This window comes from Methylobacterium sp. E-005, from assembly GCF_022829725.1.
GTDB lineage: Bacteria > Pseudomonadota > Alphaproteobacteria > Rhizobiales > Beijerinckiaceae > Methylobacterium.
Map to the genome: position 1 here is coordinate 160,318 of NZ_JAKSYG010000179.1, position 12,580 is coordinate 172,897.

The following is a 12,580-nucleotide window of genomic DNA, read 5'->3' on the forward strand; positions in this document are numbered from 1 at the left end:
GGCCGGCGCAAGCCTCGCCCCGCAACGCGTGGGACGCCGCTTGGCCTGCCGCGCCGCGCACCGTACATAGACCGCACGCCCGATTGATGACGCCCGCGAAAAGTCACGCCATGCAGCAGGAACAGGCCACCGCGCAGGGAACGCGCCGCGCCCCCGAGCCCCCGATCCACGGCCCGGAGGGCTTCGAAGGCATGCGCCGCGCGGGGCGCCTCACCGCCGAGGCCCTCGATCTGCTCATGGAGGCGACGCAGCCCGGCGTCACCACCGAGGCGCTCGACAAGCTCGCCTACGAGTTCGCCATGGATCACGGCGCCTACCCGGCCTCGTTGCTCTATCGCGGTTATCCGAAGTCGATCTGCACCTCGATCAATCACGTGGTCTGCCACGGCATTCCGAACGACAAGCCGCTGCGCGAGGGTGACATCGTCAACCTCGACATCTGCCTGATCCTGGACGGCTGGCACGGCGATTCGAGCCGGATGGCCTATGTCGGCGAGGTGCCGCGCAAGGCGCAGCGCCTGTGCGAGATCACCTACGAGGCGCTGATGCGCGGCGTCGCGGCGGTGAAGCCCGGCGGCTCCACCAACGATATCGGCCGGGCGATCCAGGCTTACGCGGAGAGCGAGCGCTGCTCGGTGGTGCGGGATTTCTGCGGCCACGGCCTCGGGCGCACCTATCACGACGCGCCCACCATCCTGCACTATGTCGAGGCGAGCTACGACGTACCGTTCAAGCCGGGCCAGTTCTTCACGGTCGAGCCGATGATCAATCTCGGCCGTCCGGCCGTGAAGGTGCTGGGCGATGGCTGGACCGCAGTGACCCGCGATCGGTCCCTCTCGGCGCAGTTCGAGCACACGGTGGCGGTCACCGAGACGGGCGTGGAGATCTTCACGATCTCGCCGAAGGGGCTGCACCAGCCCGTCAACACCGCCGCCTGATCGCCCATGACGCGGCTGCCGGAGGACGCCGCGGCGGGGCTGTTCGCCGACAGCGCCGAGGCGGCCTCGCTCGGCAAGGACGCGCCGCACTATCACGGTCATCGCGACCGGCTGCGCGACAAGTTCGCGGCGGCGGGGGGCGATGCGCTGCCGGATTACGAATTGCTGGAACTGGTCCTGTTCCGGGCGATCCCCCGCCGGGACGTGAAGCCGCTCGCCAAGGCGCTGGTCGCCCGGTTCGGCAGCTTCGCCGAGGTCTTGAGTGCCGAGCCGGCCCGGCTGATGGAGGTGCCGGGCGTCAGCGCCGGCGTGGCCTCCGATCTCAAGTTGATCGAGGCGGCCGGGCGGCGCCTCGCCCGGGGGGCGATCCGCGAGCGGGAGCTCCTCAGTTCATGGGGGGCGCTGCATGAATACCTGCGTGCCACCATGGCCTTCGCGCCGCGGGAGGAGTTCCGCATCCTGTTCCTCGACAAGCGCAATCAGCTCATCGCCGACGAGGTACAGGGCCGCGGCACGATCGATCACACGCCGGTCTACCCCCGCGAGGTCGCCCGGCGGGCGCTGGAACTCTCGGCCACCGCCATCATCCTGGCCCACAATCATCCGTCCGGCGATCCAAGCCCCTCCTCGGCCGACGTGGCGATGACCCGGGAGGTCATCGCCGTCCTGACGCCGCTGAAGATCGTCGTGCACGATCATGTCATCCTGGGGCGAAACGGACATGCCAGCCTGAAAGGCCTGAAGCTGATCTGATCCTTCGGCCGCCTTGAGCGTTATCGCGCACGCCTATAGCCATGGCGGCATGGCGCGCCTCTTGCCTCAGAAGCGGGAGCGTAAGGGAGGAGTGGGATGGCGACGGCCTTCGACGAGATGAACGGGCTCGGCACCAGCGCCGATCCCGCCGCGATCCGCGACGCCTACGGCCAGCTCAAGGCGTGGCTCGACGCGACGCCGCCCGAGCATTTCAACACCCGCCGCAGCCAGGCCGAATTGCTGTTCCGCCGGATCGGCATCACCTTCGCGGTCTACGGCGACAACGAATCGACCGAGCGCCTGATCCCGTTCGACATCATTCCCCGGGTGATCACCAAGCCGGAATGGTCGTTCCTGGAGCGCGGGCTGAAGCAGCGTGTCACCGCCATCAATCTGTTCCTGAAGGACATCTACGGCGCGCAGGAATGCATCAAGGCCGGCATCATCCCGGCCGACCTCGTTTACCGGAACGCCCATTACCGCATGGAGATGCGCTCGTTCCGGGTGCCGCACGACCTCTACGTCCACATTGCCGGCATCGATATCGTGCGCACCGGCGAGAACGATTTCTTCGTGCTGGAGGACAATGCCCGGATCCCCTCCGGCGTCTCCTACATGCTGGAGAATCGGGAGGTGATGCTGCGCCTGTTCCCCGACTTGTTCTCCAAGCACCGGGTCGCCCCGGTGGAGAACTATCCCGACGCGCTGCTGGCGACCCTGCGCAGCCTCGCGCCGGGCTCGGCCACGCGGGATCCCACGGTCGTGCTGCTGACCCCCGGCCGCTACAACTCGGCCTTCTACGAGCACTCGTTCCTGGCCGACAAGCTCGGCGTCGAGCTGGTGGAGGCGTCCGACCTCTTCACCCGCGACGACGTGGTCTACATGCGCACCACCGAGGGCCCCCGGAAGGTCGACGTGATCTACCGCCGCCTCGACGACGATTTCCTGGATCCCCTGGTCTTCCGGCCGGACTCCGTCCTCGGCGTGCCGGGCCTGATGAACGCCTACGAGCGCGGCTCCGTCACCTTGGCCAACGCGGTCGGGACCGGCATCTCGGACGACAAGGCGGTCTACAGCTACATGCCGGAGATCGTGAAGTTCTTCACCGGCGAGGAGCCGATCCTGCACAACGTGCCCACCTACCGCTGCCGCGAGAAGGACGCCTTCGCGTACGTGATGGACAACCTCTCCCAGCTGGTCGTGAAGGAGGTCAACGGCTCGGGCGGCTACGGCATGCTGGTCGGGCCGCACGCCAGCAAGCGCGAGATCGACGACTTCGCCCGGAAGCTGAAGCACGCGCCCGACGGCTTCATCGCCCAGCCGACGCTCTCGCTCTCGACCTGCCCGACCTTCGTGGCCTCCGGGGTCGCGCCCCGGCACGTGGATCTGCGGCCCTTCGTGCTGTGCGGCGCCGATCAGATCCGCATCGTCCCGGGCGGCCTGACCCGGGTGGCGCTGAAGGAAGGCTCCCTGGTGGTCAATTCCAGCCAGGGCGGTGGTACGAAGGACACCTGGGTGCTCGACGCCTGAGCCCCACGCCATCCGGACGTTCCGAGGCGCGGACATCGTGGTCCGCACGACTTCGCTGAAACTTGGCTGAAGACAGATGCTCTCCAGGACCGCCGACAATCTCTTCTGGCTCTCGCGCTACGTCGAGCGGGCCGATTTCGTCGCCCGCATCCTCGACGCGGCGCACCGCTTCGCGTCGCTGCCGACGAGTTACGGCGGCGGCGAGGGCAATGAGTGGGACTCCGCCCTCGCCTCGGCCGGCGACCCGGAGGCCTTCAAGACGCATTACAGCGTGATCAATGCCGACACGGTCTGCGACTTCCTGGCCTTCAGCCCGCACAACCCGTCCTCGATCCGCTCCTGCATCGAGGCGGCCCGCGAGAATGCCCGCTCGGTGCGCACGGCGCTCACCAGCGAGATGTGGGACGCGATCAACGGCGCGTGGCTGGAACTGCGCAACTACGCCGGCAAGGATCTCAACCGCGACGAATTCGGCCGCTTCCTCGACTGGGTGAAGACCGTCTCGCTGACCTTCGACGGCTCGGCCTTCCGGACGATGCTGCGCAACGACGCGTTCTGGTTCACGCGGCTCGGCACCGCGATCGAGCGCGCCGACAACACCGCCCGCATCCTCGACGTGAAGTACCAGATCCTTCTGCCGCACGATGAAAAGGTTGGCGGCAGCCTCGACTACTTCCAGTGGACCACGATCCTGCGCGAGGTCTCGGCCTTCAACGCCTATCACTGGGTCTATCGCGAGAGCATCAAGCCGCTGCTGGTGGCCGACCTGCTGATGCTCAACAAGCAGATGCCGCGCTCCTTCGCCAATTGCTACGGCGTGATCGTCGAGTATCTCGACCTGATCGCCGACGCCTATGGCCGCCGGGGCCCGAGCCAGCGGCTCGCGGGCAACATGTTGGCCAAGCTCGAGGGCGAGGACATCAACCGGATCTTCGCCTCGGGCCTGCACGAATTCGTCGAGGCCTTCATCGCCGAGAACAACGGGGTGGGCGAGGCCATCGTCAAGCAGTATCTGGTCGGCTGAACGAGACGGACAGGACGGCGCATGCGCATCCGCGTGGTCCACGAGACCATCTACACCTACGAGCAGCCCGCCCGCGGGCTCGTGCAGGTCCTGCGCATGACGCCGCGGGACCATGACGGGCAGTATGTCCGGAACTGGCGGATCGACACCACGGTCGATGGCCGGCTGACCGCCCGGGAGGACGGGTTCGGCAACATCGTCCACTGGTTCACCCCGGACGAGCCGGCCGATGCCCTGATCATCAGGGTCACCGGCGCCGTCGATACGGAGGACACGCAGGGGGTCGTGCGTGGCACCATCGAGCGTCTGCCGGATGCGTTCTACCTGCGCGACACGGATCTCTGCGCGGCGAACCCGGACCTGCAGATCTTCGCCGAGCGCATCGCCACGGAGGGTGACGGCGCGCCGCTGGCGCTGCTTCATCGCCTCATGGAGACGATTCCGGAAGTGGTGGCCTTCGAGCCGGGGCCGGCCGCGAATGCCGTTCCGGCCGGCAAGGCCTTCACGGTGGGCCGCGGCATCTGCCAGGACCTGACCCATGTCTTCATCGCGGCGGCGCGGCATATCGGCATCCCGGCGCGCTACGTCGCGGGCTACCGCGCGCGCGACGACGGCGAGGCCACGGTCGAGGCGCCGCACGGCTGGGCCGAGGCGCTGGTGCCGGATCTCGGCTGGGTGGCGTTCGATCCGTGCTTCGGGATGAGCCCGTCCGACAGCTACATCCGCGTGGCCACGGGGCTCGACTATCTCGGCGCCGCGCCGATCCGCGGCAGCCGCACCGGCGGCGGTACCGAGACACTGGACGTGAAGCTCCGCGTCGAGCAAGGCAGAGCCGCCGTCCAGTCGTGACCCCCGCGACGCCGCCGTAACCGCATGAAAGCCCGAAGACGATGACCTACTGCGTCGGTGTCCTGGTCGAGGAGGGGCTCGTGATGGTCGCCGACACCCGCACCAATGCGGGGCTCGACGACATCTCGACCTATCGGAAGCTGCACCACTTCAACGTGCCGGGCGAGCGGGTGATGATGCTGGCCTCGGCCGGCAACCTGTCGATCACCCAATCGGTGCTGAGCCTGCTGCAGGAGGGCGTCCCCGGCGAGGGCGATGAGCCCACGCAGAAGCTCGTCGAGGCGCCGACCATGTTCCAGGCGGCGCAGCTCATCGGCCGCGCGATCCGCCGGGTCCGGACGATCGAGAAGGACGGGTTCGAGGCGGCCAACATCCGGTTCTCGATCTCGCTGCTGTTCGGCGGCCAGATCGGCACCGGCGATATGCGGCTGTACCTGATCTACTCGGCGGGCAATTTCATCGAGTGCAGCATGGACGCGCCGTTCCTCCAGATCGGCGAGCACAAATACGGCAAGCCGATCCTCGATCGGGCCGTGACGTACCGGACCGATCTCTACGACGCCCTGAAGGTGAGTCTGGTCTCGATGGATTCGACCATGCGGTCGAACCTGGGCGTGGGCCTGCCGATCGATATCGCGGTGGCCCGCCGGAACGCGCTCAACCCGGAGGTGAACCACCGGATCGAAGCCGGCGAGGGTTATTTCCACGATCTGCGCGAGCGCTGGTCGGCGGCTCTGCGGGCCGCGCATCGCGCGATCCCGCGGCCGCCCTATGGGCCCTCGGAGAAGTAGGCCCTGGCGTCGCCTCCGTCATCGCGCGCGCAGCGAAGCGACCCAGGGTACCGCGACAGTCTGGAGAACGTGGCGCTTTCCGGGATTGCTTCGCTGTGCCCGCAGAGACGACGGCATCGAGGCTGTTACCCGGAGACGACTTGCGCCGTAGGCCAAGCCTTCAGTAAGGCCTCCGTCGCTGTGGCCGGATCACTGGCCCGCATCAACGTGCCCATGATGGCGACGGCCGCCGCCCCAGCCATCCGGCACTGCGCGATCGAGTCAGGTCCGACTCCGCCGAGCGCCACCACCGGCAGGCCCGCCCTCCGCGCGGCGACGATGCCCTCGGGACCGAGGGCCGGCCCGTAACCCGGCTTGCTGGCAGTCGGAAAGATCGGGCTGAGCGTCGCGTAATCGGCGCCGGCCGCCGCCGCCTGGGCGACTTCCTGCGGTGTGTGGGCCGAAACGCCGATCAGCGCCCCCGGCCCCAGCGCGGCCCGCGCCGCCGCGATCGCCTGCGGCCCCGATCCGCCGCCGAGATGCACCCCATCGGCGCCGAGCATCCGGGCCAGGGCGACGTCACCCCCGACCGTAAGGAACCCACCCGCCCCTCGCACGCGATCTGCCACGACCTCGCCGAGGCGCCGCCGCGCCTCCGGTTCCAAGTCGCGGTCGCGGAACCAGATCCAGCGTCCGCCGCCGTCGAGAATAGCCTGCACGGTCTCGGCGAGTGGCCGCGTATGGCCGTGCCGGTCCGTCACCGCCAGGAGCGGCGACGGCAACGCCCTCATGAGCCCACGAGGCCGAGCTGCGGGCTCGACGGCTCAGCCCGGCCGCGGCGCGGGATGCGACCGGCGCGATAAGCATCGCGGCCGGCTTCCACGGCCCGACCCATGGCGCGGCCCATGCGCACCGGATCGTCGGCCTTGGCGATCGCCGTGTTGATCAGGCAGGCCGAGGCGCCGAGCTCCATGGCGATCACCGCGTCCGAGGCGGTGCCGATCCCGGCATCGACCACCACGGGCACCGTGGCCCGGCGGCAGATCAGCTCGAGGTTGGCCGGGTTCGCCACGCCCATCCCGGAGCCGATCAGCGAGCCCATCGGCATCACGGCCGCACAGCCGAGATCCTCCAGGCGCTGGCAGACGATCGGGTCGTCGTTGCAATAGGGCAGGACCACGAAGCCGTCGTCCACGAGGTGGCGGCAGGCTTCGATCAGCTCGGCGACGTCCGGGTAGAGGGTCTCCCGGTCCCCGATTACCTCGACCTTGATCCAGTTGGTGTCCAGAGCCTCGCGGGCGAGTTCCGCGGTCATGATCGCGTCGCGGGCCGTCTCACAGCCCGCCGTGTTCGGCAGGAACCGCTTGCCCTTCAGCAGCGTCACCGTGTCGGAGCCGTGGCCCTGGAGCGAGACCCGGCGGATCGAGGCGGTCACCACCTCGGCCCCGCTCGCCGCGACGGCGTCACGCATGATCGCCTGCGTCGGATAGCCGGCGGTGCCGATGAACAAGCGGGAGGACAGCGTCACTCCGGCGATGGTGAAGCTGTCGGCCCCCGTCTCGGGGCGCAGCGGCGTGATGGTAGGGTCCATGCTCAACCTCCCTGCATGGCGCGGACGATCTCGACCCGGTCGCCCTCCGCGACCGGGGTCGCGCCCCAGTCCCGGCGGCGCAGCACCCGACCGTTCAGCGCGATGGCGACCCCCTGCGGGCTCTCGATGCCCCTCTCCTCCGCCTCCTGGCGGAACAGGGCATCCACCGTCTCGGCGTCGCGCTCGCGTGGCTCACCGTTGATGAAGAGCTTCATGCCGAGGCCCTCCGGTGTTCTTCGGGCCGTGTGAACCGCGCCCGGGTGAAGGGCCGGGCCGCCTCCGGCAGCGCGCCGTCGGTCACGAGTTCGGCGACCGCATCGGCGGTGACGGGGGCGAGCAGGTAGCCGTTGCGGTGATGGCCCGTGGCGACCACGAGCCCGGGGGCCAGCGTGTCGATGATCGGCGCGTCGTCGTCGGAGGTCGGCCGGTAGCCGCTCCAGACGGAGGCGACCTCCATCTCCTCGATCCCGGGCAGCACCCGGCGCGCGCCTTCGAGCAGCGCGTAGAGGCCGCCCGCGGTGACGCCGGGGCGGAAGCCGCAATCCTCCACGGTGGCGCCGACGATGAGCTGGCCGTCGCTCTTCGGCGCCATGTGGACCTGCTCGGTCCAGACCATCCGGTTGAGCGTGCCGGTCCGGGCGGTGGTGCGCAGGGCGAGCGACTGGCCCTTCAGGGGGCGGACCGGCAGCGATAGGGTTTCCGGCAGCAGGCCGCCCTCCCCGCTCCAGGCGCCGGAGGCCAGGATCACGGTCTGTGCCCTGATGCTGTGCTCGCCGACGCGCAGGCCCGCGACGCGGCCCCCCGACCAGTCCAGGGCCGTCACCGGGGCGCGTTCGATCAAAGTGACGCCGGCGCGCCGGCAGGCCTCCGCCAGGGCGGCCATGACGCGGCACGGATCGACCTGATGATCCAGCGGGCAATGGATCCCGGCGGTGACGGAGGGGCGCAGGCCCGGCTCCAGGCGCCGGACCTCGCTGCCCGGCAGCCACGTCGCGTCGAGTCCGGAGCGGCGCTGGAGATCGTAGCGGAAGCGCAGGCGCTCGACCTCGTCGCGGCCGATCGCCAGGACCAGCGTGCCGTCCGGCCGGTAATCGATCGACAGGCCGGACTCGGACTCCAATGCATCGCGGAATGCCGGCCAGCGCCGGAGCGAGTCCAGGGCAAGTGGCAACAGCGGATCGGAGCCCGGCTCGTGCTCTGCGGCCGGCGCCAGCATGCCGGTGGCCGCGAGGCTCGCCCCCGCGCCGATCGTCTCGCGTTCCAGCACGGTGACGGAGCGGCCGGCACGGGCCACCCGCCACGCGATCGACAGGCCGATCAGCCCGCCGCCGACGATCGCGACGTCGGAGCATTCCGGAAGGTGCGCCTGCGCGATCGTCACCGCGGGACCGCGGCGTTGTCCGATCGGTGATAGGGGGCGGTCCAGGGACACGCGTCTCTCCACAGGGTTCCAACGGGGAGATCGGTCCAGGGGCTTCGGTGAGAAGCTGTGGCCTGCCCTACGGGCGACCGAGGTCCAATCCCTACGCCGGTATGAGCCGGATCAGGTTCGAAGGATTTCCGCGCCGCAGGTCCTGACGGACGTGCCAGCGGTTTCTCAGCCCCTTGCCGGGGATCTCCCTGGAACACAGACAGATTTGGTCGCCCGCGGGGCGCCGGTCAACCCCGGTTCGGGGCCATGACCGGCGTTCGCGGGAAAAGTGGCCGGTCTCAGTCACGGTCCGGACACCAAGCCCAGCGGAATGGGCGGGTTCAGGATGGTGTCATCGATCGCTACGCACGGTCCCTTCATGGGTCCCCGGTCTCATCAGCGCATCGGCGGCACCCCATTCGGGAACGGACCTGCGTGCGCACAATCCTGATCGTCTGCACGCTTGGATTCCTGGGTGCGACGGCCGTCCAGAAGATGCGTGAAGGCCTGCGACCGGCACCGGTCGCCCTGCTCATCGCGCCACAGGCGGAGCCGGCTTTCGCGGCCGGCGCGACCGCGGGCGTGGCGCTTCAGGCGGGCCGCAACGGCCACTTCTTCGTCAGTGCCCTGCTGGACGGCCGCTCGTTGTCGATGATGGTCGATACCGGGGCGAGCGCCTGCGCGTTTTCCGAGGAGGACGCCGCACGGATCGGGATCCGGGTCGGTCCGGCGGACTTCACGCGGGTCTGGAACACGGCCAACGGCCGGGTTCGGGTCGCACCGATCCGAATCGCGGTCGTGCAGATCGGCTCGATCACGGTGCGGGATGTCGAGGCCGTGGTGATCCCGCGGGGGCTCCTCGCGACCAGCCTGCTGGGCATGTCGTTCCTCGGGCGCCTGCGCGAGTTCAGCGTGGCCGGCAGCACGATGACGCTCCGCGGCTGAGCACCCGCGAAGGCCGCCCGCGCCGCCTCATCCACCTGACATCGGCGTGAGGGTTGCCCGAAGGCATCGACAACAGGCTCGACGTGAAAGTCCAGCGCGTCGAGATTCTGTCGTTACATCCGTATTGATTGCCTTCGGTGTGCGCAAGTCGTGATATCGAACTGAAGTACTAAAATATTGTCGACTGCTTTGCGCAATCGCAAAGCTGTGTTATGCGCCCTCGAACGAACAGGTAGAAATTGGATTTGCTGTTCAGGACAGTGCGATGGCGAAGAAATCTTGTTCGACGATCTGCTTATCCATGATCGTCAAGAATGAAGCCCATGTCATTCGTCGATGCCTGGACTCGGTCCGCCCGATTATCAGTCATTGGATCATCGTGGATACCGGATCCACGGACGGGACGCAGGACGTCGTCCGCGAGGCGCTGGCCGATATGCCGGGCGCCCTCGTGGAGCGGCCCTGGGTCGATTTCGCCACGAACCGGAACGAGGCCCTGAAGCTGGCGCGGCGCCACGGGGATTACGTGCTGATCATCGATGCCGATGACGAGCTGATCATTCCGGAGGGCTTCACGATGCCCAAGCTGCGGGAGCCGGGATACCGGTTCGAGATTGTCGACCAGCATACGCGATACTGGCGCAACCAGCTGGTCAGCAGCAGGAAGAACTGGCGCTACCGCGGCATCCTGCACGAGTTCCTCAGCTGCCCCGACGTTGACGAGACACCAATCCTGCCCCTTGCGATGCGTCGGGGCGACGACGGCGCGCGTCATCGCGATCCGAATGAGCATGCCCGCGATATCGCCGTTCTGAAGGATGCCTTATCCGTCGAGACGGATCCCTTCATGATCGCGCGGTACACGATGTACCTCGGAACCACCTACGATGCGGCCGGTGAATACCGGAAGGCCCTCGACTGCTTTCTGAAGCGGATCGAACTGGGCGGCTGGGACGAGGAGGTCTACTTCAGCCTGCTCATGGCTGCCGTCAACGCCGAGCGCTTGGGTGAGCCAGCGGACACGCTGCTGGCGCTCTACGAGCGAGCGATCCAAGTCATTCTGGCGCGGGCAGAAGCGCGCTACGGGGCCAGCCGTTGTTGCAGGCAAAACAAGCGGTTTGCGGAGGGCTTTCGCTATGCCGAGGCGGGTTTGGGGCTGAAGCTCCCGAGCGAAGGCATCTCGCTGAATCCGTGGGTCTACGATTACGGGTTGCTCGATGAGTTCGCGGTCAACGCCTACCACATCGGCCAATATGGCGCATGCGGCTCCGCCTGCCTGAAGATCCTCGGGCAAAGCAATGTCCCGAGAGACGTCTTCGCGCGCGCCAGTACTTTGGCGCGCGAGGTGATGGCGAAGATGGTCGATCCGGTCTGGGGCTTGCAGCAAGCCCCCTACGGTTCGGCGTTCGCACCGGAATGGGAGCGCTTGCGGGCGTAGAGTCACGTTCGCCGGACACACGGTCAGGCGGGCTTACGCGGCCGCAGGAATTTCGGCCTGTACACCGCCATGGGCTCCCGGAAACCGTCGAGCTGATGCTCGCCGAGGGGGATCGGATCGCCCCAGAGGAAATCCACGAACGGCTTCGACATCAGCAGCGGCTCGCCGAGGATGCGGTTGAGCTGCGCCAGACGGCTCGCGAGGTTCACGTCCCGGCCGATCACCGTGAAGTCGAGACGGGAGCCGGAGCCGACATTGCCGTAGGCCGCCTCGCCGTGATGAAGGGCGATGCCGGCCGTCACCGGCACGGGGAACTGGTGCAGGGCATTGGCCTCGTCGAGGGCGGCCAGCGCGTGCTGGGCCGCCGTGAGCGCGCCCTTTGCGGCGCCGCCGAGGTCGTCACCGGTCTCGCGAAAGATCGCCAGCAGGCCATCGCCGAGATACTTCAGCACCTCGCCGCCCTCCCGCTCGATCGGCGGCACGAGGCAATCGAAGAATACGTTGAGCAGGCCCACCACCTCCTCGGGCGTCATGTCGGCCGAGGTCCGGGTGTAGTCGCGCATGTCGGCGAACAGGATCGCCGAGCGGATCCGCGTCACCTGCCCGCGGCGGATATCGCCCGCCAGGATTGCCCGGTGGGGCTCGTCACCGACATAGAGCCGCAGCACATGATCGAGCTGCTTGTTGAGGACGCGCATCTCCATCACGGCGGCCAGCGCCGGCATGACGAAGCGCAGGATCGCGATGTCGTCGTCTCCGAAGCCCTCGGGCGCCCGGGTGGCGAAGGTGATGCCGTTCTTGGTGCCGTTGGTGAAGAACAGGGGCGCCACGACGTAGGCCGTGTAGCCGCCGGCCTTCAGGTCCGGGATGATCGCGTAGGCGTCGTCCGGGGTCCCGGCGAGGTCGAGGATCAGCCATTCCCCGGTCTCATGGACCGTGTGGAACGGGCTGTTGAGATAGGCGGCGGTCGAGCGGGCGCCGTGCGGGAAGAGCCGCACCGTAGTGCCGCCGTCCCGGGTCCAGATCCGTCCGACGCCGGCATATTCCGAGTGCAGGGTGTCGATCGCCGTCGAGGCGCGGTCCACCGGCACGCCGATGGCGATCAGCCGCTCGGCGAGGCCTTCCAGCATCGCCTCGGCCTTTTCCAGCCGCGCGCCCTCGCCGAGCAGCCAGTCGCGGATGCCCACCGAGGGCTGGAGCGCGCCGAAGGGCACGTCGTCGGCCTCCGAACCGTCCGCGAAGGCCGTTGGCAGACCGGGCGTTGGCGGGCGGCGTTCGAGCATGGCGCCAGTGTAACCCCGCGCGGCAGCGCGGTCGAAGGGCAGGCGCCG

13 protein-coding genes and 1 riboswitch are annotated in these 12,580 nt (G+C 68.3%); of the genes, 8 read left to right on the forward strand and 5 right to left on the reverse strand.

The features are described 5' to 3' along the window. The first annotated feature begins 110 nt into the window (after positions 1-110). From map to MKK88_RS20345, 6 genes are all read left to right on the forward strand, one after another. Complete coding sequence (map, locus tag MKK88_RS20320; RefSeq protein WP_244002878.1) at positions 111-938, forward strand: type I methionyl aminopeptidase; 828 nt, start codon at positions 111-113, stop codon at positions 936-938. Between the two features lie 6 nt (positions 939-944). Further along, positions 945-1,691: a RadC family protein gene (radC, locus tag MKK88_RS20325; RefSeq protein WP_244002880.1), complete on the forward strand. Its 747-nt coding sequence runs from the start codon at positions 945-947 to the stop codon at positions 1,689-1,691. Between the two features lie 96 nt (positions 1,692-1,787). Then, on the forward strand, positions 1,788-3,221 hold the full coding sequence (locus tag MKK88_RS20330) for a circularly permuted type 2 ATP-grasp protein (protein ID WP_244002882.1): 1,434 nt from the start codon (positions 1,788-1,790) through the stop codon (positions 3,219-3,221). A gap of 76 nt (positions 3,222-3,297) precedes the next feature. Continuing rightward, positions 3,298-4,245 carry an alpha-E domain-containing protein gene (locus MKK88_RS20335; protein WP_244002884.1) on the forward strand — a complete coding sequence of 316 codons (948 nt, stop codon included), beginning with the start codon at positions 3,298-3,300 and terminating at the stop codon, positions 4,243-4,245. Positions 4,246-4,266: 21 nt separating this feature from the next. Continuing rightward, positions 4,267-5,094: a transglutaminase family protein gene (locus MKK88_RS20340; protein ID WP_244002886.1), complete on the forward strand. Its 828-nt coding sequence runs from the start codon at positions 4,267-4,269 to the stop codon at positions 5,092-5,094. 41 nt (positions 5,095-5,135) lie between these two features. Further along, on the forward strand, positions 5,136-5,885 hold the full coding sequence (locus MKK88_RS20345) for a peptidase (protein ID WP_244002888.1): 750 nt from the start codon (positions 5,136-5,138) through the stop codon (positions 5,883-5,885). Between the two features lie 125 nt (positions 5,886-6,010). Here MKK88_RS20345 and MKK88_RS20350 read toward each other — a convergent pair whose 3' ends face one another. The 4 genes from MKK88_RS20350 to thiO are packed head-to-tail and all read right to left on the reverse strand — an operon-like array spanning position 6,011 to position 8,887. Further along, positions 6,011-6,655 (reverse strand): thiamine phosphate synthase, encoded by a 645-nt coding sequence (locus MKK88_RS20350; protein WP_244002890.1) that lies wholly within the window; start codon positions 6,653-6,655, stop codon positions 6,011-6,013. Then, a complete protein-coding gene (locus MKK88_RS20355; RefSeq protein WP_244002892.1) occupies positions 6,652-7,455 on the reverse strand; it encodes a thiazole synthase in 804 nt (267 codons plus the stop codon). Before MKK88_RS20355 ends, MKK88_RS20350 begins: the two co-directional genes overlap by 4 nt. Positions 7,456-7,457: 2 nt before the next feature. Then, entirely contained in the window at positions 7,458-7,670 is a 213-nt protein-coding gene (gene thiS / locus MKK88_RS20360; RefSeq protein ID WP_244002894.1) for a sulfur carrier protein ThiS, read from the reverse strand. Then, positions 7,667-8,887 (reverse strand): glycine oxidase ThiO, encoded by a 1,221-nt coding sequence (thiO, locus tag MKK88_RS20365; protein ID WP_244002896.1) that lies wholly within the window; start codon positions 8,885-8,887, stop codon positions 7,667-7,669. Before thiO ends, thiS begins: the two co-directional genes overlap by 4 nt. 70 nt (positions 8,888-8,957) lie before the next feature. After that, positions 8,958-9,086, reverse strand: a riboswitch (TPP riboswitch). 215 nt (positions 9,087-9,301) lie between these two features. Here thiO and MKK88_RS20370 point away from each other — a divergent pair. Next, on the forward strand, positions 9,302-9,811 hold the full coding sequence (locus MKK88_RS20370; RefSeq protein ID WP_244002898.1) for a TIGR02281 family clan AA aspartic protease: 510 nt from the start codon (positions 9,302-9,304) through the stop codon (positions 9,809-9,811). 265 nt (positions 9,812-10,076) lie between these two features. Beyond that, complete coding sequence (locus tag MKK88_RS20375) at positions 10,077-11,249, forward strand: glycosyltransferase (RefSeq protein WP_244002900.1); 1,173 nt, start codon at positions 10,077-10,079, stop codon at positions 11,247-11,249. Positions 11,250-11,272: 23 nt separating this feature from the next. Here the strand turns inward: MKK88_RS20375 and MKK88_RS20380 are convergent, their stop codons facing one another. Further along, on the reverse strand, positions 11,273-12,532 hold the full coding sequence (locus tag MKK88_RS20380; RefSeq protein WP_244002902.1) for an adenylate/guanylate cyclase domain-containing protein: 1,260 nt from the start codon (positions 12,530-12,532) through the stop codon (positions 11,273-11,275). Positions 12,533-12,580: the final 48 nt, after the last annotated feature.

Bases quoted from the DNA above. Each gene is read 5' to 3' on its own strand.
- MKK88_RS20380 (WP_244002902.1), bottom strand. From the start codon at position 12,532: ATGCTCGAACGCCGCCCGCCAACGCCCGGTCTGCCAACGGCCTTCGCG.
- MKK88_RS20345 (WP_244002888.1), top strand. From the start codon at position 5,136: ATGACCTACTGCGTCGGTGTCCTGGTCGAGGAGGGGCTCGTGATGGTC.
- map (WP_244002878.1), top strand. From the start codon at position 111: ATGCAGCAGGAACAGGCCACCGCGCAGGGAACGCGCCGCGCCCCCGAG.
- MKK88_RS20350 (WP_244002890.1), bottom strand. From the start codon at position 6,655: ATGAGGGCGTTGCCGTCGCCGCTCCTGGCGGTGACGGACCGGCACGGC.
- radC (WP_244002880.1), top strand. From the start codon at position 945: ATGACGCGGCTGCCGGAGGACGCCGCGGCGGGGCTGTTCGCCGACAGC.
- MKK88_RS20330 (WP_244002882.1), top strand. From the start codon at position 1,788: ATGGCGACGGCCTTCGACGAGATGAACGGGCTCGGCACCAGCGCCGAT.
- MKK88_RS20340 (WP_244002886.1), top strand. From the start codon at position 4,267: ATGCGCATCCGCGTGGTCCACGAGACCATCTACACCTACGAGCAGCCC.
- MKK88_RS20355 (WP_244002892.1), bottom strand. From the start codon at position 7,455: ATGGACCCTACCATCACGCCGCTGCGCCCCGAGACGGGGGCCGACAGC.
- thiS (WP_244002894.1), bottom strand. From the start codon at position 7,670: ATGAAGCTCTTCATCAACGGTGAGCCACGCGAGCGCGACGCCGAGACG.
- MKK88_RS20335 (WP_244002884.1), top strand. From the start codon at position 3,298: ATGCTCTCCAGGACCGCCGACAATCTCTTCTGGCTCTCGCGCTACGTC.
- MKK88_RS20375 (WP_244002900.1), top strand. From the start codon at position 10,077: ATGGCGAAGAAATCTTGTTCGACGATCTGCTTATCCATGATCGTCAAG.